This is a genomic window from Saccharothrix violaceirubra, assembly GCF_014203755.1.
Classification (GTDB): domain Bacteria; phylum Actinomycetota; class Actinomycetes; order Mycobacteriales; family Pseudonocardiaceae; genus Actinosynnema; species Actinosynnema violaceirubrum.
Genome location: NZ_JACHJS010000001.1, coordinates 5,688,328 through 5,713,978 on the forward strand (window position 1 = coordinate 5,688,328; position 25,651 = coordinate 5,713,978).

Annotated in this window: 21 protein-coding genes and 2 pseudogenes; 9 read left to right on the forward strand and 14 right to left on the reverse strand. The window is 70.8% G+C overall.

What is annotated here, in order from left to right:
* Positions 1-15 precede the first annotated feature (15 nt).
* Positions 16-2,775 (reverse strand): translation initiation factor IF-2 N-terminal domain-containing protein, encoded by a 2,760-nt coding sequence (locus tag F4559_RS26130; protein WP_184673011.1) that lies wholly within the window; start codon positions 2,773-2,775, stop codon positions 16-18.
* A 189-nt stretch (positions 2,776-2,964) separates the two neighbouring features.
* Positions 2,965-3,696, reverse strand: coding sequence for a TIGR03936 family radical SAM-associated protein (locus F4559_RS26135; protein WP_184676225.1), 732 nt, complete (start codon positions 3,694-3,696; stop codon positions 2,965-2,967).
* A 249-nt stretch (positions 3,697-3,945) separates the two neighbouring features.
* Here F4559_RS26135 and F4559_RS26140 point away from each other — a divergent pair, with 249 nt between their 5' ends.
* Entirely contained in the window at positions 3,946-5,436 is a 1,491-nt protein-coding gene (locus F4559_RS26140) for a S8 family peptidase (RefSeq protein WP_184673013.1), read from the forward strand.
* A gap of 13 nt (positions 5,437-5,449) precedes the next feature.
* Here F4559_RS26140 and F4559_RS26145 read toward each other — a convergent pair whose 3' ends face one another.
* From F4559_RS26145 to F4559_RS26165, 5 genes are all read right to left on the reverse strand, one after another.
* The gene (locus tag F4559_RS26145; RefSeq protein ID WP_184673015.1) at positions 5,450-7,414 is read right to left on the reverse strand and encodes a TIGR03960 family B12-binding radical SAM protein; all 1,965 of its coding nucleotides are present in this window, start codon (positions 7,412-7,414) and stop codon (positions 5,450-5,452) included.
* 32 nt (positions 7,415-7,446) lie between these two features.
* Positions 7,447-7,857, reverse strand: a complete 411-nt coding sequence (locus F4559_RS26150) for a DoxX family protein (RefSeq protein ID WP_184673017.1) — start codon at positions 7,855-7,857, stop codon at positions 7,447-7,449.
* 42 nt (positions 7,858-7,899) lie between these two features.
* Positions 7,900-8,703, reverse strand: a complete 804-nt coding sequence (locus F4559_RS26155) for an ABC transporter permease (RefSeq protein ID WP_184673019.1) — start codon at positions 8,701-8,703, stop codon at positions 7,900-7,902.
* Between the two features lie 109 nt (positions 8,704-8,812).
* Complete coding sequence (locus tag F4559_RS26160; protein ID WP_184673021.1) at positions 8,813-9,598, reverse strand: ABC transporter permease; 786 nt, start codon at positions 9,596-9,598, stop codon at positions 8,813-8,815.
* Positions 9,598-10,518 (reverse strand): ABC transporter ATP-binding protein, encoded by a 921-nt coding sequence (locus tag F4559_RS26165; RefSeq protein WP_184673023.1) that lies wholly within the window; start codon positions 10,516-10,518, stop codon positions 9,598-9,600. The genes F4559_RS26160 and F4559_RS26165 overlap by 1 nt, the downstream gene beginning before the upstream one ends.
* A gap of 56 nt (positions 10,519-10,574) precedes the next feature.
* Between F4559_RS26165 and F4559_RS26170 the strand changes: the two genes are divergently transcribed.
* Entirely contained in the window at positions 10,575-11,198 is a 624-nt protein-coding gene (locus F4559_RS26170) for a GNAT family N-acetyltransferase (protein ID WP_184673025.1), read from the forward strand.
* Here the strand turns inward: F4559_RS26170 and ndk are convergent.
* Entirely contained in the window at positions 11,173-11,583 is a 411-nt protein-coding gene (ndk, locus tag F4559_RS26175) for a nucleoside-diphosphate kinase (protein ID WP_184673027.1), read from the reverse strand. The two genes, F4559_RS26170 and ndk, sit on opposite strands and share 26 nt — an antisense overlap.
* 162 nt (positions 11,584-11,745) lie before the next feature.
* A pseudogene (locus F4559_RS26180) lies at positions 11,746-12,489 on the reverse strand (alkaline phosphatase D family protein); the annotation flags it as partial.
* Positions 12,490-12,497: 8 nt separating this feature from the next.
* Between F4559_RS26180 and F4559_RS36560 the strand changes: the two are divergent.
* From F4559_RS36560 to F4559_RS26205, 5 genes are all read left to right on the forward strand, one after another.
* A complete protein-coding gene (locus F4559_RS36560) occupies positions 12,498-13,088 on the forward strand; it encodes a YbaB/EbfC family nucleoid-associated protein (protein WP_184673031.1) in 591 nt (196 codons plus the stop codon).
* 11 nt (positions 13,089-13,099) lie between these two features.
* On the forward strand, positions 13,100-13,402 hold the full coding sequence (locus F4559_RS26190) for a type VII secretion target (protein ID WP_184673033.1): 303 nt from the start codon (positions 13,100-13,102) through the stop codon (positions 13,400-13,402).
* Positions 13,399-14,676: a WXG100 family type VII secretion target gene (locus tag F4559_RS26195; RefSeq protein WP_184673036.1), complete on the forward strand. Its 1,278-nt coding sequence runs from the start codon at positions 13,399-13,401 to the stop codon at positions 14,674-14,676. Before F4559_RS26190 ends, F4559_RS26195 begins: the two co-directional genes overlap by 4 nt.
* Before the next feature lie 5 nt (positions 14,677-14,681).
* Positions 14,682-14,912, forward strand: a complete 231-nt coding sequence (locus F4559_RS26200; RefSeq protein WP_184673038.1) for a hypothetical protein — start codon at positions 14,682-14,684, stop codon at positions 14,910-14,912.
* 82 nt (positions 14,913-14,994) lie between these two features.
* Complete coding sequence (locus tag F4559_RS26205; protein ID WP_184673040.1) at positions 14,995-15,231, forward strand: hypothetical protein; 237 nt, start codon at positions 14,995-14,997, stop codon at positions 15,229-15,231.
* 448 nt (positions 15,232-15,679) lie between these two features.
* On the opposite strand, the pseudogene F4559_RS26210 reads toward F4559_RS26205, so the two are convergent.
* From F4559_RS26210 to F4559_RS26225, 4 genes and pseudogenes are all read right to left on the reverse strand, one after another.
* Positions 15,680-16,459 (reverse strand): annotated as a pseudogene (locus tag F4559_RS26210) (alkaline phosphatase D family protein); the annotation flags it as partial.
* Positions 16,460-16,497: 38 nt separating this feature from the next.
* The gene (locus tag F4559_RS26215) at positions 16,498-16,848 is read right to left on the reverse strand and encodes a DUF4233 domain-containing protein (protein WP_184676227.1); all 351 of its coding nucleotides are present in this window, start codon (positions 16,846-16,848) and stop codon (positions 16,498-16,500) included.
* Positions 16,849-16,871: 23 nt separating this feature from the next.
* Positions 16,872-18,236 carry a bifunctional tetrahydrofolate synthase/dihydrofolate synthase gene (gene folC / locus F4559_RS26220; protein ID WP_184673044.1) on the reverse strand — a complete coding sequence of 455 codons (1,365 nt, stop codon included), beginning with the start codon at positions 18,234-18,236 and terminating at the stop codon, positions 16,872-16,874.
* Positions 18,233-20,863, reverse strand: coding sequence for a valine--tRNA ligase (locus F4559_RS26225; protein ID WP_184673052.1), 2,631 nt, complete (start codon positions 20,861-20,863; stop codon positions 18,233-18,235). Before F4559_RS26225 ends, folC begins: the two co-directional genes overlap by 4 nt.
* 435 nt (positions 20,864-21,298) lie before the next feature.
* Here F4559_RS26225 and F4559_RS26230 point away from each other — a divergent pair, with 435 nt between their 5' ends.
* Together F4559_RS26230 and F4559_RS26235 are read left to right on the forward strand one after the other, a co-directional pair.
* The gene (locus tag F4559_RS26230) at positions 21,299-23,593 is read left to right on the forward strand and encodes an FdhF/YdeP family oxidoreductase (RefSeq protein WP_184673055.1); all 2,295 of its coding nucleotides are present in this window, start codon (positions 21,299-21,301) and stop codon (positions 23,591-23,593) included.
* Positions 23,594-23,638: 45 nt separating this feature from the next.
* Positions 23,639-24,127 (forward strand): hypothetical protein, encoded by a 489-nt coding sequence (locus tag F4559_RS26235; RefSeq protein ID WP_184673057.1) that lies wholly within the window; start codon positions 23,639-23,641, stop codon positions 24,125-24,127.
* Here the strand turns inward: F4559_RS26235 and F4559_RS26240 are convergent.
* The gene (locus F4559_RS26240; RefSeq protein ID WP_184673059.1) at positions 24,110-25,606 is read right to left on the reverse strand and encodes a phytoene desaturase family protein; all 1,497 of its coding nucleotides are present in this window, start codon (positions 25,604-25,606) and stop codon (positions 24,110-24,112) included. The genes F4559_RS26235 and F4559_RS26240 overlap by 18 nt on opposite strands.
* Positions 25,607-25,651 lie beyond the last annotated feature (45 nt).

The following is a 25,651-nucleotide window of genomic DNA, read 5'->3' on the forward strand; positions in this document are numbered from 1 at the left end:
CGCACCCGGGTGGGATCAGCCTTCGGTGACCGCGTTGACCGGCGGGCCGGCGGGCCGCGAGGCGGCACGACGGCGGGTCCGCGTGCGGGACGTCGTGCCGTTGCGGGACTCGGCCGCGTCCGCCGGACCGACCTGGGTCGGCGGCGCGATCGACACGTGCGGTGCCTCGGGCTCGACGACCGGCGCCGACGCGGCGGGCTCGGCGACCCGCTCGACGACGACGGGCTCGGCGGGAGCGGCCGGCTCCGGCGCCGACGACTCGCGCCGGCTCACCGCACCGGCCTCGCGCCGGGCCACGCGACGGCGCTGCCGACGCGGCCGACCGTCGTCGGGCGCCTCGTCCACGGAAGAGTCGCCGATCACGGCCGCGCCCGACACCGGACCACTCTCGACGGACGCGCCGCCGTCCGGCGCCGTGACGGTCGGACCGACCACGGGTGCGGTCTCGACCGGCTCGTCCTCCACGATCGCGGGCAGGTCGACCGGCGCCTCGGCGGGCGGCGCGGCGTTGTCGCCGCCCTTGCCACGCCGGGACTTGCGCCCGCCACCCTGCTGCTGCTGCTGCGGCGGCTGTTGCTGCTGCTGTTGTTGACCGGACTGGCCCGAACCACCGTGCGCGTGGCCGGCCACCGGCTCGGTCGACACCACCAGGCCACGCCCGCGGCAGTGCTCGCACGTGCTGCTGAACGCCTCCAGCAACCCGGTGCCGACCCGCTTGCGGGTCATCTGCACCAGGCCGAGCGAGGTCACCTCGGCGACCTGGTGGCGCGTGCGGTCCCGGCCGAGGCACTCGGTCAGGCGACGCAGCACCAGGTCCCGGTTGGACTCCAGCACCATGTCGATGAAGTCGATCACGATGATGCCGCCGACGTCGCGCAGCCGGAGCTGGCGGACGATCTCCTCCGCGGCCTCCAGGTTGTTGCGCGTCACCGTCTCTTCGAGGTTTCCGCCCGAACCGGTGAACTTGCCGGTGTTCACGTCGATCACGGTCATCGCCTCGGTGCGGTCGACGACCAGGTAGCCGCCCGAGGGCAGCCACACCTTGCGGTCCAATGCCTTGAGGAGCTGCTCGTCGATGCGGTGCTCGGCGAACACCTCCGTGTTGCCCACGTGGCGACGCAGCCGGTCCTGGAGGTCGGGCGCGACGTGGCGCACGTACGCCTCGATCACGTCCCACGCCTCCGAGCCCTGCACGATCAGCGCGGAGAAGTCCTCGGTGAACAGGTCGCGGACGACCTTCACCAGCAGGTCGGGCTCTTCGTACAGCAGCTGCGGAGCCTGGGCGCGCGGCACGTCGGCCTTCTCCTTGATGACCTGCCACTGCGCCTGGAGGCGGGTGACGTCGCGGCCGAGCTCCTCCTCCGCGATGCCCTCGGAGGCGGTGCGGATGATCACGCCCGCGTCCTCGGGCACCACGCGCTTGAGGATGTCCTTGAGGCGCTTGCGCTCGGTGTCGGGCAGCTTGCGGCTGATGCCGGTCGCGCCGCCGCCGGGCACGTACACCAGGAAGCGGCCGGGCAGGCTGATCTGCGTGGTCAGCCGGGCGCCCTTGTGGCCGACCGGGTCCTTGGTGACCTGCACGAGCACGCTGTCGCCGGTGGACAGGGCCTGCTCGATCTTGCGGGCCTTGCCCTCGAGGCCCGCGGCGTCCCAGTCGACCTCGCCCGCGTAGAGCACGGCGTTGCGACCGCGGCCGATGTCGATGAAGGCGGCCTCCATCGACGGCAGCACGTTCTGCACGCGGCCCAGGTAGACGTTGCCGACCAGCGAGCCGGTGCCCGACGAGGTCACGAAGTGCTCGACGAGGACGCCGTCCTCCAGCACGCCGATCTGCGTGCGGTCGCCGCGCTCGCGCACGACCATGGTGCGCTCGACGGCCTCGCGTCGGGCCAGGAACTCGGCCTCGGACAGCACCGGCGCACGACGGCGCCCGGCCTCGCGACCGTCCCGGCGGCGCTGGCGCTTGGCCTCCAGCCGGGTCGAGCCGCGCACGCTGCGGACCTCGTTCTGGGCGGCCTCGGAGTCGGCCTTGTCGTCCCGTGCGTCGCGCACGTGGACGACCGTGTTCGGCGGGTCGTCCTCGTTCGGCGTCGCCTCGTCCTCGGCAACGCCCCGGCGACGACGACGGCGCCGACGGCGCCGGTTGCCGCCGCCTTCGCCTTCCTCGTCGGCGGCCTCGTCCTCGACCGTCTCCTCGCCGACGGCCTCGGCCGCCTCGTCGGTCGACTCGTCGACGTCGGCCTCGTCGCCCATGCCCTTGCCGCGACCACGACCACGACGGCCACGACGGCGACGACGACGGCCTTCGCCCTCGTCACCGGCGTCCTCGTCGGCGTGCGCCTCGTCGCCGACCGGTTCGGCCGCGGGCTCCTCGTCGACGTCGGCCGTCGTCGCGGCGGGCGCGACCACGGGCACGGGCGTCGGCGGCAGGAACACCGCGGACGGCGGCGCGAACAACGGGGTGAGCGCGGCCACCTCGCGGGGCGGCAGCGCCGGTTCCTCGGTGGTCTCGTCGACCTCGCCGGTGACGATGTCGTCCCAGTCCAGCAGGCTTTCCGCGACCTTCAGGGCGAGGTCACGCGTCACGCTGGACTGCGCGCTGCGCACCGTCTCGCCGAGATCGGCGAGCGCGGCGACCACGTCCTTGCTGCTCGCGCCGAGCAGCTTCGCCAGGGCGTGCACCCTGAGCTTGGCCGGCAGATCCGCCAACTGCGGGTGTGCGGATGTGACGTTACCCCCGCCGGCGCCGCCGGCAGGCCTGTCCGTGTTCGACATGCAGCTCCTCCACCCCCGGGCGCGTCGATCGACGCGGCCGCGCAGGGGCCTCTTCTCTTTTGTCCACTCACCGCCGCGGCCGGCGGCGGGAATCCTTGCCTTCACGCCGAGCGCATGCCGCCAGGGCACGCGGTACGGCAGGTCTACTTCTCCCGCGACGACGCCGTCAGCGGTGCTCCGACAGCCGGGTCAGTCCTCCGTCACCCTGTCCGGGGAGAGCGGATCGACCAGGTTGCCATCGTCCTCGAGCCGGCCCTGCGCCATCCGGGTCGCCTTCGCGGGGACCGGCGGAACCAGGTCGGCGACGACCCGGAGCGCGCTCAGCACGTCGTCGGGTCGCACGGTAGGCGTTGTCTGCCGTACGACCGTCATGAGTATCCCACACGGTTGTGACAATCCAGGCGCATCGTGTCCGGCATCGCTCGAATGCCCGTCGACCTGGGCCGACACCAGGGCCGGCCGCACGTCGAGCAGGCGTTTGCCGTCCTTGGTGAGCCGTTCGACCTCGACCGACGTCGCGGACAGCAACGCGGCCACCGCGAACTCCAGCCGATCGGGTGACACGCCGGGCAGTTCGATCCGCCAGCGACTGGCGTCGATCCGCTCCGGGAGGTTGCCACCACCCGACTGGACGATCTCCAGGATGTCCAGGCCCGGCGGCAGGGCCGCGTCGAGGGCCGCACGCAGCGCCTCGGGCTCGACCTCCTCTACGACCTGCACCTCCACGTACTCGGCCTCGCTCGCCACACCGGTCGGTGCGGCATTCGCCCATGACACCTTCGGGTGGGGGTTGAAGCCCTGCGAGTAGGCCATGGGCACGCCCGCGCGGCGCAGTGCGCGTTCGAAGGTCCGGGCGATGTCGCGGTGCGACGTGAACCGCAACCGGCCGCGTTTCGCGTAGCGCACCCGAAGCCTCTGCACCGGTGCGGCCGACGGGTTGGGCTGGTGCTGGCGGTTCAGTGCTGCTCCCTCGGGGTATTCGGGCACGCCCGCCGGGATGGGCGTCCCGACGGTCCACGGTCCTGCTCCACGAGGACGGTACCTTGGTCGTGTCAAGCGCGGTTGAGCTTGTCTGGTTCGTCGGGCGTGGCTACCGTCCGGCACCAGTGGCCCGATCGACGGCGTGCCGACGCGCGGGCTCCCCGCCAGCCCAGCACCTGGAGGTCCCCCGTGCCTCTGCTCCGCCGCGCCCGAGCGGCAGCGGTCGGCGTGGCGTTGCTCGCGACCGGGTTCGCCCCCGGTTCGGCCTCGGCGAGCATCGCGGTGCCGACGTACGCCGCGGCGGACCCCGACGAGGTCGGCGCGTCCCACTGCATCCAGCCCGGACCGACCCTGCGCTACCTGGTGGTGTTCGACGAGGGCACGAGCAGCCCGCTGGCGGACGCCCTGGTCACGGGCGCGTGCGGCACGATCGCGACCTACCACCCGCAGATCTCGGTGGCCGTCGTGACCTCGGCCGACCCGGGGTTCGGCACGAAGATGGGGCCGGAGCGGGCCTACAGCGCGCAGGCCGACGGCAGGTCCCGGCGGACGCCCGCGAAGAAGCGCGAGGACGAACCGGTGGGCAGCCGGACGGCGGACGGCACACTGGACCGGACGGCCGAGCAGTGGGACATGGAGTTGATCCACGCCGCCGAGGCGCACGCCGTCAGCACGGGCAGCCGTGACGTCGTGGTGGGCGTGCTCGACTCGGGCGTGGACCCCACGCACCCCGACCTGGTCGACGCGCTGGACCCCGAACTGTCGGCGGGCTGCACGACCGGCGTGGCCGACCCCGCCGAGGCCGCCTGGTCGCCGACCACGTCGGTGCACGGCACGCACGTCGCGGGCACGATCGCGGCGGCCGACGACGGCCGGGGCACCACGGGCGTCGCGCCGGGCGTGCGGATCGCGTCGGTGAAGGTCGTCGACGACGACGGGTTCATCTACCCCGAATACGCGGTGTGCGGGTTCATGTGGGCGGCGACGCACGGCATGACCGTGACCAACAACAGCTACTACATCGACCCGTGGGTGTTCACCTGCCAGAACCAGGACGGGCAGAAGCTGGTCTACGAGGCCGTGCGCCGGGCCGTGGACTACGCGGCGGCGCGGGGCGTGCTGACCGTGGCGGCGGCGGGCAACGCGGCCGTCGACCTGACCAAGCCGGGCCGGGACGCGCAGAGCCCGACGAACGCCGCGCCCGAGGACGTCAAGCCGCGGCCCGTGGACAACACGTGCCTGGTGCTGCCCGCGCAGTTGCGCAACGTGGTCGCGGTCTCGTCCGTGGGCGCCAATCGGGTGAAGGCCGGGTACAGCTCGTATGGGCTGGGCGCGGTGGACGTCACGGCGCCGGGCGGTGACCGGCGGCAGGTGCCGGCGGACGGCGGGCAGGGCTGCGTGCTGTCGACCGTGCCGAACGGCTACGACTACTCCTGCGGCACGTCGATGGCAGTGCCGCACGCGTCCGGCGTGGCCGCGCTGATCGCCTCGCAGCACCCGTCGGCGGGCGCGGGCGAACTCGGACGGATGCTCAACGCGGGCGCGCAGACTGTGCCGTGCCCGGCGGACTACGACCTCAACGGCACCGGCGTGCAGGACGCGTACTGCACCGGGTACTCCGAGTACAACGGCTTCTACGGGCACGGGATGGTGGACGCGGAGGCGGCCGTCACGCGGTGACGGCCGCCTGGGGTCACCCCTTGGTCAACGCCGGGTTGCGGACCGGCGAACCCTTGCCGACGGGCGAGATCGGCAGCAGCGTCCGGCCGGTCGGCCCGACCTCGATGTCGGTGCCCATGGCCGGGCACACGCCGCAGTCGAAGCACGGCGTCCAGCGGCAGTCGTCCTGCTCGCGCTCGTCGAGGGCGTCCTGCCAGTCGGCCCAGAGCCACTCCTTGTCCAGGCCCGAGTCGAGGTGGTCCCAGGGCAGGACCTCGAGTTCCTCGCGCTCGCGCGTGGTGAACCAGTCGAGGTCGACGCCCAGCGGCCCGAGTTCGGCCGCGGCGGCCTCGACCCAGCGCTCGTAGGAGAAGTGCTCGGACCAGCCGTCGAACCGGCCGCCCTCGCGCCACACCCGTTCGATCACCAGGCCGATGCGCCGGTCGCCCCGGGACAGCAGTCCTTCGATCAGCGAGGGCTTGCCGTCGTGGTAGCGCATGCCGATGTTGCGGCCAAGCGAGCGGTCGGCGTTGACGGCCTCGCGCAGCTTGCGCAGTCGCGAGTCGACGGTGTCCGGGTCGCACTGGCCGGCCCACTGGAACGGGGTGTGCGGCTTGGGCACGAACCCGCCGATGGAGATCGTGCAGCGGATGTCCTTGCGCCCGCTGACCTCACGGCCCTTGCGGATGACGTTCTTGGCCATCTCCGCGATCTGGAGGACGTCCTCGTCGGTCTCGGTGGGCAGACCGCACATGAAGTACAGCTTCACCTGCCGCCAGCCCGCCTGGAACGCGGCGCCGACCGTCCTGATGAGGTCCTCTTCGGACACCATCTTGTTGATGACGCGGCGGATGCGCTCGCTGCCGCCCTCGGGCGCGAACGTCAGGCCGGAGCGGCGGCCGTTGCGCGACAGCTCGTTGGCCAGGTCGATGTTGAACGCGTCCACACGGGTCGACGGCAGCGACAGGCTGGTGTTCGTGCCCTCGTAGCGGTCGGCCAAGCCCTTGGTGATCTCGGCGATCTCGGAGTGGTCGGCGCTGGACAGCGACAGCAGGCCGACCTCCTCGAAGCCGGTCGCCTCCAGACCGCGCTGGACCATCGCGCCGATGCCCTCGATCGAGCGTTCGCGCACCGGACGGGTGATCATGCCCGCCTGGCAGAACCGGCAGCCGCGCGTGCAGCCCCGGAAGATCTCCACGCTCATCCGCTCGTGCACGCTCTCCGCGAGGGGCACCAGGGGCTGCTTGGGGTACGGCCACGCGTCGAGGTCCATCGTGGTGCGCTTGAACACCCGGTACGGCACGCGCTCGCGGTTGGGCACCACGCGCTGGATGCGCCCGTCCGGCAGGTATTCGACATCGTAGAACCGGGGCACGTAGACGCCGCCGGTCTCGGCGAGTCGGGTCAGGATCTCGTCGCGCCCGCCCGGCCGGCCCTCGGCCTTCCACGCCCGCACCAGGTCGGTGATCTCCAGGACCGCCTCCTCGCCGTCGCCGAGCACGGCGGCGTCGACGAACGGGGAGATCGGTTCCGGGTTGAACGCGGCGTGACCACCGGCGACCACGATCGGATGGTCTTCGGTGCGGTCGGCGGCGTGGATCGGGACGCCCGCGAGGTCAAGGGCGTTGAGCAGGTTGGTGTAGCCCAGTTCCGTGGAGAAGCTGACGCCGAGCAGGTCGAACGCGCCGACCGGCCGGTGGCCGTCGACGGTGAACTGCGGCACGCCGTGCTCGCGCATCAGCGCTTCCAGGTCCGGCCACACCGCGTAGGTGCGTTCGGCCAGCACGTCGGGCTGCTCGTTCAGGACCTCGTAGAGGATCATGACGCCCTGGTTGGGCAGGCCGACCTCGTAGGCGTCGGGGTACATCAACGCCCACCGCACGGCCGCGCCGTCCCAGTCCTTGACGGTCGCGTTCAACTCCCCGCCGACGTACTGCACCGGCTTGGCGACCTTCGGCAGAAGGGGTTCCAGCGCGGGGAAGACGGACTCAGCACTCACGCTTTCCAGCGTAACGGCAGGGCCCGAGGACCTCAGAACAGCGGTCCGGTCACCGTCAGGCCCAGGTCGGCGCCCACGCCGGCGTAGACGCCGAAGAACATCAGCGCGCCGCCCGCGAGCGAGAGGTCCTTGTTGAACGCGATCATCTCCTGCTGTTTGGCCTGGGGATCGGTCTGCTTCCAGAAGTCGTGCATGAGGAACGCGGTCGGCAGCAGGAAGACCACCAGCAGCAACGCGCCGAGGTCGGCCCACACGCCGAGCAGCAGCATCAGCGCGGCCACGATCATGAGCACGCCGCTGCCCGCCGTGGCGAGCTTCGGCTGCGGCACGCCCTTCGACGCCGCATACCCGGCCATCGCCTCGGTCTGGGTGAGGTGCCCGATCGCCGAGCCGAAGAAGAGGAACACGAAGAGGATTCGACCGATCAACACGAGGACGTCCACGATGACCTCCCGGAGTGGTGGTCGGACCAGTGTCGACCCGCTTCAGGTCAGCAGCAACCGGCCGATCCGGCGGGCCGCGACCACGAGCCCGACCACGGTCAGGGCCACGAAGTACAGGGCGTGGACCAGCAGTCCGACGTGCAGGTTCCCGGCCGCCAACGACCGCACCAGCTCGATCGCGTGGTAGAGCGGCGTCCAGCGGACGACCTCCTGGAACGGCCCCGGGTACACCGACAGCGGGAAGAACGTGGTCGAGAACAGGAACATCGGCGTGACCGCGAGCAGCACGAGGTCGAAGTCGTGCCACGTTCGCATGAACGTGGTCGCGGCCATGCCCACGGCGGCGAACCCGAGCGCCACCAGCAGCGCGGCGGGCACCACGAGCAGCGCCCAAGGCGTCGACACGAGGCCCAGCACGGCCATCACCGCCAGGAACCCGACCGAGTACAGGCCGCCGCGCGCCAGGCACCACATCGCCTCGCCGAGCGCGATGTCGACCGGGCCCATGGGCGTGGCCAGGACCGCGTCGTAGGTCTTGGCGTACTTGAACTTGAAGAAGACGTTGAACGTCGACTCGAACACGGCGCCGTTCATCGCGGACGCGGCCAGCAGCGCGGGCGCGACGTACGTGGCGTAGTCGACCGGTCCACCCGGCGCGTCCACCGAAGTGACGAGTTGCCCGAACCCGAAGCCCAGCGAGAGCAGGAAGAACAGCGGCTCGAAGAACCCGGACACCAGCGACAGCGCCGCCCGGCGGTGGACCAGGTACGACCGTTCGACCAGGACGTGCGCCCGACGCGCGTACAGGCCGGGCGGCACGATCCGCAGCGTGAGACCCGTGCTCATCGGCGCTCCTCCCCCGCGTGGGTCGGCGTGGGCGGACGACCGGGGCCGCGGGTGCGCGGACCCCGGCGGTCGGGCGCGCCGACCTCGCCGCGCGGCGGGCGGGTGCGGATCACTGGGTCAACCTCCGGTGGAAGAAGCGGCGGGCCGGCACGGTGCCGAGCACGACCAACGCGGCCAGGTAGGCGACGTGCCCGAGGGCGGCCAGGGGCGACAGGCCGCCGAGCGCGAGGCCCCGGCACAGCTCGACGCCGTGCCACACCGGCGTCAGCCAGACGACCGGGTGCAGCCAGTCGGGCAACTGGTCGAGCGGGAAGTACGTGCCGCCGAACAACACCATCGGCATCACCAGGAACCGGTGCAGGGCGCCGAACCCGGCCGGTTGCTCCCGGGTCACGCTGAACGCCACCGTCGGCGCGCTGAACGCCATGCCCGCGAGCACGGCGGCGGGCACGGCCAGCACCGCGAGCGGGCTCGTGACCGCGCCCAGCAGGGCGGCGACAACCAGGAACGCCGTCGTCGCCAATGCCGACTGCGCCGCGATCCACACCAGGTGTCCGTAGAGGACCTGGGCCGGCGTGACCGGCGTGGCCACCAGGCCCACGTACCTCTTCTCCCACTTCAACGCCGACAGCACCGCGTACGTCGACTCCTGGATCGTGGCCTGGAGTGCCGTGACGACCAGCAGCGCGGGCGCGAGGAACTCCACGTACGGCAGCCCGCCGGTCGCCGGGCCCGGCCGCACCTGGGACCCGAAACCCAGTCCCAGGGCGAGCAGGAACAGCACGGGCTGGAGGAAGTTGGACACCACCGACGCCCGCCAGTTGCGCCGATACCAGGTCAACCGGTGCTCGACGCAGACCAGCACGGCCCGCACGGGCCCGAGGACGACCGCCATCAGTCCACCAACGTCCGTCCGGTCAGTCGGAGAAAGACGTCCTCCAGCGACGACCGGCGCACCAGGCTGGACGTCGGACGCACACCCCGCGAGTGGACGGCGGCGAGCGTGGCCTCCCCGTCGTCGGTGTAGAGCAGCAGCCGATCGGGCAGGACCTCGACCCGGTCGGCGAGCCCGTCGACGAGGTCGGGGTCCTGGCCGTCCGGCGGGAACCGCAGTTCGAGCACCTCCCGCGTCGAGTACCGCCGGATGAGGTCGGCCGGGGACCCCTCGGCGGCGATCAGCCCACCGTCCATGACCACCAACCTGTCGCAGAGCTGCTCGGCCTCGTCCATGTAGTGGGTCGTGATGATCAACGTGACGCCGGACTGCTTGAGCCGGAAAAGGCGGTCCCACAACAGGTGCCGGGCCTGCGGGTCGAGGCCGGTGGTCGGCTCGTCGAGCAGCAGCAGCTCGGGCTCGTTGACCAGTGACCGGGCGATGGTCAGCCGCCGCTTCATGCCGCCCGACAACGAGTCCACCTCGGCGTCGGCCTTGTCCGTGAGCTGCGCGAACTCCAGCAGCTCCGCGGCCTTGGCCCGCACGGTGGACCGCGACAACCCGAAGTACCGGCCGTAGATCTCCAGGTTCTGCCGCACGGTCAGCTCGTTGTCGAGGTTGTCCTGCTGCGGCACGACGCCCAGCCGGGCACGAATGCTCGGACCATCGCGCTCGGGGTCGAGCCCGAACACGGTCAGGTCGCCGCCGGAACGCGGCGAGACGCACGAGACCATCCGCACGGTCGACGACTTGCCCGCACCGTTGGGGCCGAGGAAGCCGAACGCCTCACCGGCCCGCACCTGGACGTCGATGCCGCGCACGGCCTCGAACGTCCCGAAGTGCTTGGTCAACGCCTTGGCTTCGACAAGGGTCGTGGTCACGGGGATCACGGTAACCGCGCGGTCCGACAATCCCCCGCGGGTTTTACGCTCGGTCCGTGGAGATCGACCTCATCAGACCCGACGAACCGGACGAACACCTGCGCGCCGGAGTCCACGAGGTGCTGCACGACGTCGTGGCGGCGGGCGGTGCCATCGGCTATCCGAACCCGCCGGACCGGACCGCGACGGACGCGTGGCTGGACTCCGTCTTCGACGACGTGACCCGGGGCCGGGGCGGGCTCGTCCTGGCGCGGGTGGACGGCGTGATCAGCGGCACGGCCGCGTGGCACGGCGAGGGCATGGGCGTGTTCGCGGGCTGTGCCGAGCTGCGCCGCGTGACCGCGCACCCGAGGGCTCGTGGCCTGGGCCTGGGCGCGCTGCTCGTGGCGGACGTGATCGCCACGACCAGGGCGGCGGGGCTGGAGCTGCTCACGTTGGGTGTGCGGGGCAACAACCGCAACGCGATCGGGCTGTACGAGTCCCTGGGCTTCCGGGAGTGGGGCAGGTTGCCCAACTCCGTCGCCGTGGGCGACACCCGGTTCGACTCGGTGCGCATGTACCTGCCGCTGGGCTACCCGGAGGGGACGGTGCTGCACGGTTCGGCCGAGGGCGGCAACGGGTCCTCGCCCCGTCGCCGCGCCTCGACCGGTGGCCTCAGAGCGCGGGGAACCAGATCTTGATCTCGCGCTCGGCCGACTCGACCGAGTCGGAGCCGTGCACGAGGTTGAACTGGACCTCCAGGCCGAAGTCGCCGCGGATCGTGCCCGGCGTGGCCTTCTCCACCGGGTCGGTGCCGCCGGCGAGCTGGCGGAACGCCGAGATCGCCCGGGTGCCCTCGACGACGATCGCGACCAGCGGACCGCCGGTGATGAACTCGACGAGGTCGTTGAAGAACGACTTGCCGTCGTGCTCGGCGTAGTGCTGCTTGGCGGTGGCCTCGTCGACGGTGCGCAGTTCCAGCGCGGCCAGTCGGAGGCCCTTGCGCTCGATGCGCGAGATCACCTCGCCGACCAGTCCACGGCTGACGCCATCGGGCTTGACCAGGACCAGGGTGCGCTCGCTCACGGCCGTCTGTACTCCTTCGTACGGGGTCGGTGTGGGGCAAAGAGTAGCCGCAGGGCCTCGGGAACGGCGGAACCGGGGACGATGCCGCGTCCGCTGTGCCCGAGTGCGTGTTTCAGGGTGTCCGAGTGCGTATTTCGGGGTGCCCGGGTGGAGGACTCGCGGTCAGCGGCGTGGGTCCAGGGTGGTGGACCAGAGCGAGCGCCCCTTGATGTCGCGCAGCCACACCGTAAGGCGCCCGTCGGCGGCCACCTCGACCTCGCCGAAGTGCTGGAAGCCGTCCAACGGCGTCGTGTTCGCCGCCGGCGGCGCGCTCACGAAGACCGCCTGCGGACCGAACGTCGGGTCCAGGGTGTTGGGTCCGAACGCCCCCGCGTGCAGCGGCCCGGACACGAACTCCCAGAACGGGTCGAAGTCCTGGAACGTCGCGCGGTCCGGCGAGTAGTGGTGCGCGGCGGAGTAGTGCACGTCCGCTGTGAGCCACACGGTGTTTCGGACGCGGCGACGCTTGAGTTCCTTGAGCAGCCACGCGATCTCGGTCTCCCGGCCGCCGGGCGCACCGGGCAGGCCGTTGGCCACTCCTTCGATGTCGGCGCCGTCCGGCACGGTCAGCCCGATCGGCAGGTCGGCGGCGATGATCTTCCACATGGCGCGCGAGCGGCTCAGCGAGTCGAGCAGCCAGCGGGCCTGGCGGTCGCCGAGGATGTGCCCGGCCTGGTCGCGCGGCGAGGTGTTCGCGTCCTTGTACGTGCGCATGTCGAGGATGAAGACCTCGATGTTCGGCCCGTACGAGAACTTCCGGTACACACGGCCGTCGACGGCCCGCGTGGAGTCGATGGGCTGCCACTCGTCGAACGCCTGGAACGCGCGGGCGGCCAGGACGTCGACGCGCTTCTCCGTATGGAGCGGCGAGGTCAGTGTCGATTCAGGGTATACAGACGCTCTGTGATCTCCGGGCAATCGCACTCGCTGCCGAGACGCTCATCCGGTGGAAATCTCCCGATCGCGTGATCACTTCGATGGCGTCCGGCTATAACCAACGTATGGCGGAGCCACGTCGGGACGGACTGCTGAGCGGAGACCCGGGACAGGCCGAGCGCAGCATCGACGACTGGGTCGAAGGGATGCGCAGCCGGGCAGATCGCTTGCAGGCGCTGCGCGACCAGGTGGAACGGATCCGGGTGACGGAGACCAGCGTCAACGGCGCGGTTGTCGTGACCGTCGACTCCACCGGCTCTCCGGTGGACGTCCGGTTCACCGATCGGACGACCTCGGTGCGGCCGGACGACCTCGGCCCCCTGTTCATGAGCACCCTGAACGCCGCTCGCGCGCGAATCGCCGGTGAGGTTCAAGCCGCCACGGAGTCGCAGGTGGGTGACGACCTGCCGGACACCCGTCGGATGGTCGTGGACGCGTACCGCGATCGGTTCGGTGACGCTCCGCCGCCCGCACCACGGGCCCGCAGGCGCGATGACGACGACTTCGGCGACGACTCGTACCTCAGGTAAAGGAGGCGGCTGTGAACGGATACGACGTTCTGCCCTATGAACTGCGTGCGCATGCCGCCAAGCTCGAAGCACTAGCCGAGCGGCTGGGTGAGGCGGTGCACGCCGCCCGCACGGTGAGCATGGCCGACGGCGCTTACGGACAGCTGTGCCAGTTCCTGCCCTCCGTCGTGCGCGGCATCGAAGATCAGGCCAGTGACGCGTTGACGGCCGGCACCAAGGGGATGGCCGACATCGCCACGCAGGTGAAGTACACGGCCGACGAGTACGAGCAGCGCGAGGACGACGCGGCGGTCACGTTCGGGAGCCTGCGGTGACCGGCGGCAATCCGCTCATCGCGCCCGTTCAGGACAGCACGCGGTGGTACTCCGGCATCGGTATCGCCGAGTCCGCCGCCGACCTCAAGTCCGGTATCGAGAGCGGCAGTTGGATCGACATCGGCATGGGTGTCGCGGGTGTCGGGCTCGAGGCGCTGAGCATCGTCATCGACCCGTTGGGCTCGCTGCTGTCGGCCGGCGTCTCGTGGCTGATCGAGCACGTCAAGCCGTTGTCCGACGCGTTGGACTGGCTCGCGGGCAACGCCGACCTCGTCGCCTCCCACGCGGCTACGTGGAAGAACGTCGCCAAGGCCGTGGCCGAGGTCCGTGACGACTACACGCGCGACGTGGCCAACGACACCGCAGGGTGGCAGGGGCAGGCGGGGGACGCCTACCGGGCCGCCGCCGGGAACACCGCCGAGGTGCTCGGCGGCGCGTCCACCGCTGCCGACGGGTTCGGTTCGGCCGTGGAGATGGCGGGCGTCGTGGTCGCCGTCGTGCGCGAGTTCGTGCGGGACCTGATCGCCGATCTGGTCGGACGGTTGATTGCCTGGGCGCTGGAGGTCGCGTTCACCGTCGGTCTGGCCACGCCGGTCGTGGTCGCGCAGGCGTCAGCGGCCGTGGCGCGGTGGGGCGCGAAGATCGGCGACATCCTCAAGAAGCTGGTGCGGACGATCAGCAAGCTCGTCCCGCTGCTGCGCACGCTCGGCGACGTGTTCGACAAGGTCCGCAAGGTGCTGGACGACCTCAAGACCCCGGCCCGATCGGGTGATGAACTCCCACGCCCCGGACAGACCGGCGGCGCGCGACCGGTGGACGACGGGTCGTTGCGTGCCTACGACCGCATCGACCGCTGGTCGGAGAACGCGTACCAGTCGATCCGAGGCTCCGATGACATCGGCGATGTCGCGGGCCATGTCGCCGACGTACCCCGGGTCGGGGGTGGAACCGGGTTCACCCGCGCCGAGATCGAGCAGATCAAGAACCACGTGTTCGAGGACCTGCACCCACTGGAGGGTGTCGACGGTGGCACGGTGATGGCCCGCTTCGACCCCAACCCCGACATGGCGGAGGCGTGGCTGAGGCTGCGCTCGGGCCAGGCGCAGCCATCGGACATCGCCCTGCTCGAACACGAACTCGCCGAGGCGCGATACTGGCAGCAGAACCCGAACGCCTCGTACAAGGACGCTCACGCGGCAGCAAACGAGGTGTCGCGGTGGGAAACCCAGATCCCACCCGCGTCCAATGAGGACTACAGCAAGCCCTGGAGGTGATCGCGTTGGCGATGCTCGTGTACCTGCACAAAGAGGCCGAGACCGAAGCCGAGGCGCGCTACCGGTTCCACACCGACGGCGGCTCGGACCGGTACCTCGTGCTGGACAAGCGGTCAGAGACGATTACGCCCGACGACGGCGACCGCGACGGTGTGTTCCGCGCGGCGGCGGGCAAGTTGGCCAGGGCCTGGCTCGACACGAAGGCCGCACCTGACCGGCTGATCCACCAGAGCTGATCTGCCGTTGTAATTCCGACTTTGCAGTATCACGGACGCCAACACTAATAACTTCCGACCTACCCCGGAAGGATCCTTGCACATGCAGGGTGACCTAGATGAATTAAACGGCAGCGAAGAACATGCCAAGAAGATTGAGCAAGGTGCCACAGCGATCCGAAGCATTGTTTCATCCCGGATGCAGATGGCCAAAGTCAAAAAGTCCTTAAAACCACTTGGGGCAAGCTGGAAGACACAAGGCCGGACGCGGCGATTCGCGGCGGAGAATTACTACCCCAACATCGAATCAACTTGCAGTTTCTATATGCCGATCGCATAGCTGAACGCGCAAGCGCACAAGCGGATCCCGATATAGACCTGCATCGCGGTTTAAGATGCACCCAGTGTGGGACTTGGGTGACAAGCTCCAAAAACCATCCTGCTCCCGCGGTCTTTGCGCACTATGACGCGCGCCGGAGTTGATCGATCTTGTTTCAATGTCTCGATAACAGTTCTATCACTCAAAGCAGAAGCGGCCATTGATTCATCCTGATCTGCACAAGATGCCACTTGTGATGCACACTCGCATAAAACAGGAGGCTTACCTTGAGAATTCGAGTCCAGGATTTACCCAACGACCACACTAGAGAAATACGCTAGACAATTGTCGCCAAGCGTTGCCCCTGTACTGGGCCAGAGGAGGGGTGATGTCGCCAACTGGACCGATACCGGATACAACCAGCAAGAGGTCATCTGCCAAGATGCTACCGTAACCCCAGTAAGCAGTAGTCCAGAATCTCGCCGGGGTACCAGTTGTTGGTGACCTCGTGGTCGTCCCACTGGGCGTAAGCGGGGACCTGCGCGGCGAACTCGCGGACCTTCGGGTCGAGCAGGTTGTACGCGAACTGGCCCCGGTACTCGTCCAGCGTCTCCGCGACCTTGAGCTTCTCCGGCGTCACGACGTTGCGCCAGACCCGCCCGTCGGCCAGCGTCACCTTCTCCTGGAGCGGGCCGTCGGAGTACACGGTGTCGCCGCTGTGCACGAAGAAGTCCGGCCGCCGGGCGGTCATCGCCGCGAACAGCGGCATGCCGCCCAGGTCCGGGTTGCTGCCCCAGCCCTGGCCGGCCACGTCGCCGCCCCACACGAACCGCACGTCGCGGCGCAGCAGCGGCGGCGTGGTGAAGCTGCCGACGACACCTTCACTGCGCGTGCGCCCGTCGAGGTCCTCGGCGACGACCCGGTAGTACGCCCGACGGCCGGGCACCAGGCCACGCAGCCGGACCTTGCCCGTGCCGCCGGTCTCCGGGGTCAGCAGCGGCCCGCGCACCACCCGCCGGTGGCGGAAGGACGGGTCGGACGAGACCTCGACGAGCATCCGGGACGGCCGGTCGGCCCGCGTCCACACCAGCGCGCCGTCGGCGGTCACGTCGCCGGACTGCACACCGTGCGTGAGAACGGGCCGGTTCTTGCCGTGCGCCAAGGCGACACCGGCGGGCAGCAGCATCGCGGCCGGGACGATCGCACCGGCGCGCAGCAGCGTCCGCCGGTTCACCACACCTTCGGTCATGGTCGTTTCCTAACGACCATGACCGACATCGAGGTGAACTACGCCTGTTGGCCGGGCAACCGGCCCTCGGCCATCCGTCGCGCGACGTCGCGCCGCAGCCACAGCAGGTACACCCAGACCAGGGTGAAGACCACGCCGATGCCGCCGAGCGCGGTGAGCAGCCACCACGACGCGATCATGGCGACGTGCACGACCGCGACCACGCCGACCGCCCACGGCCGCTTGAGCAGGCCGCACGTGCCGATCAGCACGACGATCAGCCCGAGCACGAAGTACCCGGTGCCGGTGCCGATCCCGTCGCCGAGCTTGGCGACGATCGGCAGCGCCAGCGCCACCACGATCGCTTCGAGGATCAGCGTCCCGGCCATGATGCCCCGGAACGACTTCATCGGGTCCTTGCGCGGAGGGGTGCTCACGACGGTTCCTTCCCGAACAACGCGCGGGCCTCTCCGGCGGTCACGACCGATCCGGTGACGATCACGCCGCCACCGGACACCACGCCGGTGTCGTCGTCCTCCTCGGCCAGCCGCACGGCCTCCTCGACGGCGTCGACCAGGTGCGGCACGACCACCATCCGGTCCTCGCCGAAGATCGGCACGGCCAGCGACGCCAGCGCGTCGGGGTCCATGGACCGCCGCGACGAGTTGGCCGTGAGCACGACCTCGTTCACGACGGGTTCCAGCGCGACCAGGATGCCCTCGGCGTCCTTGTCGGCCATCACGCCGACGACGGCGACGAGCTTGCGGAAGCCGAACTCCTCGTCCAGCGCCTTGGCCAACGCCGCCGCGCCGTGCGGGTTGTGCGCCGCGTCGACCAGCACGGTCGGCGCCGAGCGCACGCGTTCGAGCCGGCCGGGCGAGGCCACGGTCGCGAACGCCTCGCGCACCGCCTCCACGTCGAGCCGCCGGTCCGCGCCGGCACCGAAGAACGCCTCCACGGCCGCCAGCGCCAACGCCGCGTTCGCCGCCTGGTGGGCACCGTGCAGCGGCAGGAACACGTCCTCGTAGATCCCGCCGAGCCCCTGGAGGCGCAGCACCTGCCCGCCGATGGCGACGTCCCGGCCGAGCACGCCGAACTCCGCGCCCTGGCGGGCCACGGTCGCGTCCACCTCGGCGGCCCGGCGCAGCAGCACCCGTTCGACCACCGGGTCCTGCTCGGCGAGCACGGCGACGGCACCGGGCTTGATGATCCCGGCTTTCTCCTCTGCGATGCCCTCCAGCGTCGGCCCGAGGTAGTCGACGTGGTCCAGGCCGATCGGCGTGATCACGGCGATCCGGCCGTCGGCCACGTTGGTCGCGTCCCACGTGCCGCCCAGCCCGACCTCGACCACGGCGACGTCGACCGGGGCGTCCGCGAAGGCCGCGTACGCCATGCCGGTCAGCACCTCGAACTTGGACATGGGCACGTCGCCGCGCGCGTCCACGATGGACACGTACGGTTCGACGTCCCGATACACCTCGACGTAGCGGTCCGGGCTGATCGGCTCGTTGTCCACGTTGATGCGCTCGGTGGCGAGCTGGAGGTGCGGGCTGGTGTAGCGGCCGGTGCGCAGGCCGATCCGGGTGAACAGCGCGTCGATCATGCGCGAGGTCGACGTCTTGCCGTTCGTGCCGGTCAGGTGCACGACCGGGTACGAGCGCTGCGGGTCGCCGAGGATCTCGGTCAGCGCGCGCACCCGGTCGAGCGACGGGTCGAGCTTGGTCTCCGGCCAGCGGGTGTCCAGTTCCGCCTCGACCTGGCGCAGGTCCTCGAGCGCGGCGGGGTCCACGGCGCTCACGACTGCGGCAACGTCTCGAGCCGGGCGTGGATGCGGTCGATCTCGGCGTCGGCGGCGGCCAGCCGGGCCTTGATCTTCTCCACCACGTCGGCCGGTGCCTTGGCCGTGAACGCCGCGTTGTTCAGCTTGCCCTCGCACTGCGCGCGTTCCTTCTCCGCGACGGCGAGGTCCTTGGCCAACCGCTTGCGCTCGGCGACCACGTCGATCGCACCGGACAGGTCGAGTTCGACCTTCACGGCACCGGCGGGCAGGCCGACCTCCAGCGACACCGAGGCCGCGAACCCGTCCTCGGGCTCGGTCATCCGGGTCAGCGACCGGACGGCGGGCACGTGGTCGAGCAGGTCGACGCAGCACGCGCCGCGCACCTTGCCCGCGACCTTCTGCGCGGGCTTGAGGCCCTGGTCGGAGCGGAACCGGCGGACCTCGGTGACGAGCTTCTTCACGCCCTCGATCCGGGTCGCGGCCACCTCGTCGCGCGCGACGCCGGACGGCTTGGGCCAGTCCGCGACCACGAGCGACTCGCCGCCGGTCAGCGTCGTCCAGAGCGTTTCGGTGACGAACGGCGTCAACGGGTGCAGCAGCCGCAGCACGACGTCGAGCACGTGGCCGAGCACCGACCGGGTGGCGTCGGCGCGGGCGCCGCCCTCGGCGAGCTGGACCTTGGCCAGTTCGAGGTACCAGTCGCAGAACTCGTCCCACACGAAGTGGTAGAGCCCCTCGGCCAGCTTGGCGAACTGGAACGCCTCGAACTGACCGTCCACATCGGACACAAGCCGGTCGAGCAGGTCGAGGATCCAGCGGTCCGCGTCGGTCAGCGCGTCGCGGTCGGGCAGCCCGCCCTCGACGGTGGCGCCGTTGGACAGGGCGAACCTGGTGGCGTTCCACAGCTTCGTGGTGAAGTTGCGCGACCCGGCCGCCCACTCCTCGGCCAGCGCCAGGTCCGAACCGGGGTTCGCGCCGCGCAGCAGCGTGAAGCGGGTGGCGTCGGCGCCGTAGGCGTCCATCCAGTCGATGGGGTCGATGCCGTTGCCCCGCGACTTGGACATCTTCTTGCCGTGTTGGTCGCGGATGAGACCGTGCAGGAAGACGTGGTCGAACGGCTGCTTCCCGTCCAGCGCGTACAGGCCGAACATCATCATCCGGACGACCCAGAAGAACAGGATGTCGTAGCCGGTGGACAGCACCGCGGTCGGGTAGAAGCGGGCCAGGTCGTCGGCGGACTCCGGCCAGCCCAGCGTGGAGAACGGCCACAGGCCAGAGGAGAACCACGTGTCGAGCACGTCCTCGTCCCGCGTCCAGCCCTCGCCGGGCGGCTGCTCATCGGGACCGACGCACCGGACCTCGCCGTCGGGGCCATACCAGACCGGGATGCGGTGGCCCCACCAGAGCTGGCGCGAGATGCACCAGTCGTTGAGGTTGTCGACCCAGTCGAAGTAGCGCTTGGCCAGCTCCGGCGGGTGGATGGTCGTGCGGCCGTCGCGCACCGCCTCGCCGGCGGCGCGGGCCAGCGGCTCGACCTTGACCCACCACTGGAGCGACAGCCGGGGCTCGATCACGGTGTCGCAGCGCGAGCAGTGGCCCACCGAGTGCGTGTACGGCCGCTTCTCGGCGACGATCCGGCCCTGCTCGCGCAGCGCGGCCACGACGGCCGGGCGTGCCTCGAACCGGTCGAGGCCCTCGAAGGGGCCCTTGACCGTGATGTTGCCGAGCCCGTCCATGACGGTGAGCGCGGGCAGGTCGTGGCGGCGGCCGATCTCGAAGTCGTTGGGGTCGTGCGCGGGCGTGACCTTGACCGCGCCGGTGCCGAACTTCGGGTCCACGTGCCCGTCGCCCACGATCGGCACGAACCGGCCGGTCAGCGGCACCTCGACGGTGGTGCCGATCAGGTGGCGGTAGCGCTCGTCCTCGGGGTGCACGGCCACGGCCGTGTCGCCGAGCATGGTCTCGGCGCGCGTGGTGGCCACGACGATCGAGCGGTCGCCCTCGCCGTAGCGGATGGACACGAGTTCGCCGTCGTCGTCGGAGTGGTCGACCTCGATGTCCGACAGCGCGGTCCGGCAGCGCGGACACCAGTTGATGATCCGCTCGGCGCGGTAGATCAGGCCGTCGTCGTAGAGCTTCTTGAAGATCGTCTGGACGGCCTCGGACAGGCCCTCGTCCATGGTGAAGCGCAGCCGCGACCAGTCCACGCCGTCGCCAAGGCGGCGCATCTGGCCGAGGATCCGGCCGCCGACCTCCTCACGCCACTGCCACACGCGCTCGACGAACTTCTCGCGGCCCAGGTCGTGCCGGGACTGCCCCTCGCTCGCCAGGGCGCGCTCGACCGCCGTCTGGGTCGCGATGCCCGCGTGGTCGGTGCCGGGCAGCCACAGCACCTCGTAGCCCTGCATGCGCCGGCGGCGGCTCAGGGCGTCCATGACGCTGTGGTTGAGGGCGTGGCCCATGTGGAGGCTGCCGTTGACGTTGGGCGGCGGCAGCATGATCGCGAACGGCGGCTTGTCGCTGCCGGGGTCGGCGGTGAAGTAGCCGCGCTCGACCCACCGCTCGTACAGGCCGGCCTCTACCTCGGCCGGGTTCCACGCCGACGGGAGTTCGGGACGCTGTGCCGCGGTGGGGGTCTCAGTCACGCGGGAAGTCTACGGAAACACGGGTATCGACTTCGAACCAGATACCTGGTACCGGCACCCGGGAGTACGCCGGATGTGTGACCCGCAACGGTTCCCGCCGGGACGTCGGGACGTTCGCCGTGGTGGCGGGGTCACCCGGATCGCCGTCGCCGTCCGGCGCGCTGGGGTCACTCGTTCGGGGGATTCGGCGATCGGTGACCCCGCTCACAATTGACGGTGATCACCAGGTCAAGCCGCAGGTTGGACGCGAATCCACGGACTCGACCAACCCCTTGGAGCCCGTGGGCAGCGGATCGCGTCGCGGTGGCGCCCGGTCGATCGCGGAGACCGCCGGTGCGCTCGCGCGGGGCGTGCCGGCGGCGCCGCGGTACACCCTCCGGAGAACCGGGCACGCGTGGACAACTCCGTGCCGCCCGGCGGGGTGAGAATGGGCCCATGGACCGCAACCCGCCCGAGCACGACATCGACGAGACTCGGCTCGACGTCGGCGAGCCCAAGCGCTGGGCCGCGGGGCTGCCCGGGGTGGCCGTGTCGCTCAAACGCGGTGTCGAGCAGATGGGGGTCGTGCGGACCGCCACGACGTTGCGCCTGCTCAACCAGCGCGAGGGTTTCGACTGCCCCGGCTGCGCCTGGCCCGAGCCGCAGGGGCACCGCCGGCTCGCCGAGTTCTGCGAGAACGGCGCCAAGGCGGTCGCCGAGGAGGCCACCCGGCGCCGGGTCGGGCCGGAGTTCTTCGCCGCGCACCCGGTCGCCGAACTGGCGACCAGGCCGGACTACTGGCTCGGGCAACAGGGCCGGCTCACCGATCCGGTGGTGCTGCGCGAGGGGGCCACGCACTACGAACCGATCTCGTGGGGCGACGCGTTCTCGTTGATCGGTGAGAAGCTGCGCGGGCTGCCCGGTCCGGATCAGGCGCTCTTCTACACCTCGGGTCGCACCAGCAACGAGGCCGCGTTCCTCTACCAGCTCATGGTGCGGTCGTTCGGCACGAACAACCTGCCCGACTGCTCCAACATGTGCCACGAGTCGTCCGGCGCCGCGCTGTCGGAGACGACCGGCATCGGCAAGGGCTCGGTGAGCATCGCCGACTTCGACCGCGCGGACCTGATCGTGGTCGTGGGCCAGAACCCCGGCACCAACCACCCGCGCATGCTGTCCGCGCTGGAGAGCGCCAAGCGCAACGGTGCCCGGGTCGTCGCGGTCAACCCGTTGCCCGAGGCCGGGTTGCTGCGGTTCAAGAACCCGCAGAACGTGCGTGGCGTGGTCGGCCGCGGCACGGCGTTGGCCGACGACTTCCTCCAGATCCGGCTCGGCGGCGACCAGGCCCTGTTCGCCGCGGCGGGCAACCTGCTGCTGTCGTGGGACGCGGCCGACGCCGACTTCGTGGCGCACTACACCGACGGGTACGCCGACTACGTCGAGCAGACCAAGGCGCTCGACTGGGCCGCCGTCGACGAGGCCACCGGCCTGCCGCGCGCCGAGATCGAGCACTTCGCCCGGCTGCTGGCCGACTCCGAGCGGACGATCTTCTGCTGGGCCATGGGCCTTACGCAGCACAAGCACGCCGTGCGCGCCATCCGCGAGATCGCGAACGTGGCCCTGCTGCGCGGCATGATCGGCAAGCCGGGCGCGGGCCTCTGCCCGGTGCGCGGGCATTCCAACGTGCAGGGCGACCGGACGATGGGCATCTGGGAGAAGATGCCGGAGAAGTTCCTGGCCGCCCTGGAGACCGAGTTCGGCATCACCGTGCCGCGCGAGCACGGGCACGACACCGTCGCGTCGATCCGGGCCATGCGGGACGGCACGGCCAAGGTGTTCTTCGCGGTGGGCGGCAACTTCGCGTCCGCGTCGCCGGACACGGCCGTCACGGAAGCCGCGCTGCGCTCGTGCGAACTGACCGTGCAGGTCTCCACGAAGCTCAACCGGTCGCACGTCGTGCACGGCCGCACCGCGCTGATCCTGCCCACGCTGGGCCGCACCGAGGCCGACCTCCAGCACTCCGGCGAGCAGTTCGTCACGGTCGAGGACTCGATGTCCGTCGTGCACCGGTCGCGGGGCCGGTTGACGCCGGCGAGCGACCGGCTGCTGTCCGAGGTCTCGATCCTGTGCCGGCTCGCCCGCGAGCTGCTCGGGCCCGACCACCCGGTGCCGTGGGAGGACTTCGAGCGGGACTACGACCTGATCCGCGACCGGATCTCCCGGGTCGTGCCCGGCTGCGCCGACTACAACGAGCGGGTCCGGCGGCCGGACGGGTTCGTGCTGCCGCACGCGCCGCGCGACGCCCGCGAGTTCACCGGCACACGGTCGGGCAAGGCGCACTTCTCCGCGCACGAGCTGGAGGTGCTCAAGGTCCCGACCGGTCGACTGCTGTTGCAGACGTTGCGCAGCCACGACCAGTACAACACCACGATCTACGGCCTCGACGACCGCTACCGGGGCGTGAAGGACGGTCGCCGCGTGGTGTTCGTCAGCCCGGCCGACCTGGACGAGCTGGACCTGCTGGACGGGCACTACGTCGACCTGGTCTCGGAGTGGCCCGACGACCCGACCGGGATCGTGGAGCGCCGGGCCGAGCGGTTCCGGGTGGTGGCCTACCCGACGGCACGCGGGTGTGCGGCGGCGTACTTCCCGGAGGCGAACCCGTTGGTGCCGTTGGATTCCACGGCGGACGTGTCGGGCACGCCCACGTCGAAGTCGATCGTGGTGCGGCTGGAGCGGCTGCCGGACTGAGCGGTTCGGGTAACGTCGGGGTGCCGCCGAGGGACAGGACAGTACGTGACCAGGAAAATCGCCGCGCTCTCCTGTCTGCTCGTGCTCGGTGCGTGCACGTCGACGCCCGAACCCCCGTCGCCGGCGCCGGCCACGTCCGCGACCCGGCCCAACGGGATCGGGTGCGACAAGGCGCCGGCCGACGTCGTGGGCCCGGCGTTGTCGCTGAACCTGGCCCACACCCGCGAGACGATCGAGGGCACGGCCGTCCTGTGCTCGTACGAGGGCGGCGGCTCGACGACGTCGGTGCGGATCGAGACCGCCTCCGGGCCCGAGGCGTTCGCCCGCACCAAGCTCGACTACGAGGACAAGGGCCAGGATCCCGAGCCGGTGGCCGGGATCGGCGACGAGGCGTACCGGGCCACGCTCGGCTCGGGCGAGGTCGTGCAGCACACCGTGGTGGGCCGCAAGGGCAAGACCGAGATCCAGGTGACGTCGGCGGCGAGCGTCGAGTCGGCGAGCAGGCTCCTGGTCCGGCTACTGGAAGGCTTCTAGGACCGCCATCGCGGCGTTGTGGCCGCCGATCCCGCTCACGCCACCGCCACGCCGCGCGCCCGAACCGCACACGAACAGGTTCGCCACGTCGGTCTCCACGCCCCAGCGCCCGTCGTCGCCGAACGGCCAGTCCAGGTCGCCGTGGAAGATGTTGCCGCGTGGCAGACCCAGTTCCGCCTCCAGGTCCGACGGGGTGCGGACCTCGACGCACGGGCGGCCGTCGCGGTCGCGGGCCAGGCAGTCCGCGACCGGCTCGGCGAGCACGCGGTCGAGCCCGGCGAGGTAGCGGGCGGCCAGGTCCTCGTGGCCGCCGCCCGCGAACAGGGACGCGGGCGTGTGCAGGCCGAACAGGGTGAGCGTGTGCCACCCCCGCTCGACGAGCCCCGGCGCCAGGATCGACGGGTCGGTCAGCGTGTGGCAGTACATCTCGGCGGGCAGCACCTCGGGCAGCGCGCCCGACGCGCTCTCCCGGTACGCGGTCTCCAGGCGGCTGTAGGACTCGTCGAGGTGCAAGGTCCCCGCGAACGCCTCACGGGGATCCACGCCCGACTTCAGCCGGGGCAGGCGTTCCAGGACCATGTTCAGCTTGACCTGGCAGCCTTCCGCCACCGGCCGGGGCGTACGTCCGCGCAACGCGTCCAGCGTGCCGGGCGCCACGCCCGACAGCACGAACCGCGCGCCGACGCGGCGTCCGCCGAAGCCCACCTCGGCCACCCGACCATCGGCGTCCACAGTGGACACTTCGGCACCGGTCACGACCTCCGCGCCGGCTTCCCGCGCCACGCGGGCGAGTTCGGCCGTGACCGCACCCATCCCGCCGACCGGGACCCGCCACTCCCCCGTGCCGTTGCCCACCAGGTGGTAGAGGAAGCACCGGTTCGCCCGCGGGTCGTGCGCCGACGCGTGCGTGCCGATCAGCCCGTCGGTGGCGACGACGCCGCGCACCACGTCGTGCGCGAACGTCTCCTCGATCGTCTCGCCGAGCGGCCGGTCCACCAGGCGCTCCCACACCCGCCGGTCCACCCGTGACCGCAATTCCGCCCGGGTCGGCACGGGTTCCAGCAGCGTCGGCGCCACGACGGCCGCGAACTTCGCCACGTCGTCGTAGAAATCACACCACGCCGAGAACTCCGCGTCCGATCCCGTCAGCGCGCGGAACGACGCCCGCGTCCGCTCCCCCGGCGTCCGCTCGACCAGCAGGTCGCCTTCCGGCGTGTACGAGGACACCGCACGCGACCGCAGCGCGATCCGCAGCCCCAGATCGGCCACGATCCGGTCCGGCAGCAGGCTGACCAGGTACGAGTAGCGGGACAGCCGGGCCGGCACGCCCGCGAACGCGTGCTCGCCGACCGCCGCGCCGCCGACGTGGCCGAGCTTCTCCAGCACGAGCACCGAATGCCCGGCGCGGGCCAGGTACGCCGCCGCGACGAGCCCGTTGTGCCCGCCGCCGACCACCACCACGTCGTAGTCGGAGTCCACCCGCCGAACCCTAGCTAACCTGGGGGAAACGTGGTCGGGAGAGAG